Source organism: Mesorhizobium sp. M7A.F.Ca.US.006.04.2.1, assembly GCF_004022915.1.
Taxonomy (GTDB): Bacteria; Pseudomonadota; Alphaproteobacteria; order Rhizobiales; family Rhizobiaceae; genus Mesorhizobium; species Mesorhizobium ciceri.
The window spans coordinates 1-470 of the sequence record NZ_RZQA01001637.1 but is presented as its reverse complement, the minus strand read 5'-3'; the positions used below and the strand labels follow the sequence as shown (position 1 = coordinate 470).

1 pseudogene is annotated in these 470 nt (G+C 60.9%); it reads left to right on the top strand.

Annotation, left to right across the window (positions count from 1 at the left end):
- Positions 1 to 470 (top strand): annotated as a pseudogene (locus tag EN925_RS39160) (bifunctional salicylyl-CoA 5-hydroxylase/oxidoreductase); the annotation flags it as partial.

Genomic DNA, 470 nt, shown 5'->3' with positions numbered 1-470 from the left:
GCTCGGCACCAACCAGAAGTTCGACGATGCCTTCACCTTCATCTTCGAGAAGACCGAGCATGGCTGGGTGTGGGCGCACGCCTACCAGTTCGACAGCGACACGGCGACCTTCATCGTCGAGTGCAGCGAGCAGACCTGGGCTGCCTTCGGCTTCGGTGCGATGTCGCAGCAGGAATCGATCGCCGTTTGTGAGCGGATCTTCGAAAAACATCTCGGCGGCCACGCCTTGATGACGAATGCCAACCATATCCGCGGTTCGGCTTGGATCAATTTCCCGCGCGTGCTGTGCGAGCGCTGGTCTTACAAGAATCTCGCGCTGATGGGCGATGCGGCGGCATCGGCGCATTTCTCGATCGGCTCCGGCACCAAGCTGGCACTGGAAAGTGCTGTGGCGCTGGCCGAATATGTCGAAACCGAGCCGGACTTGGATGCCGCTTTCCGCAGATATGAGGATGCCCGCCGCACCGAGG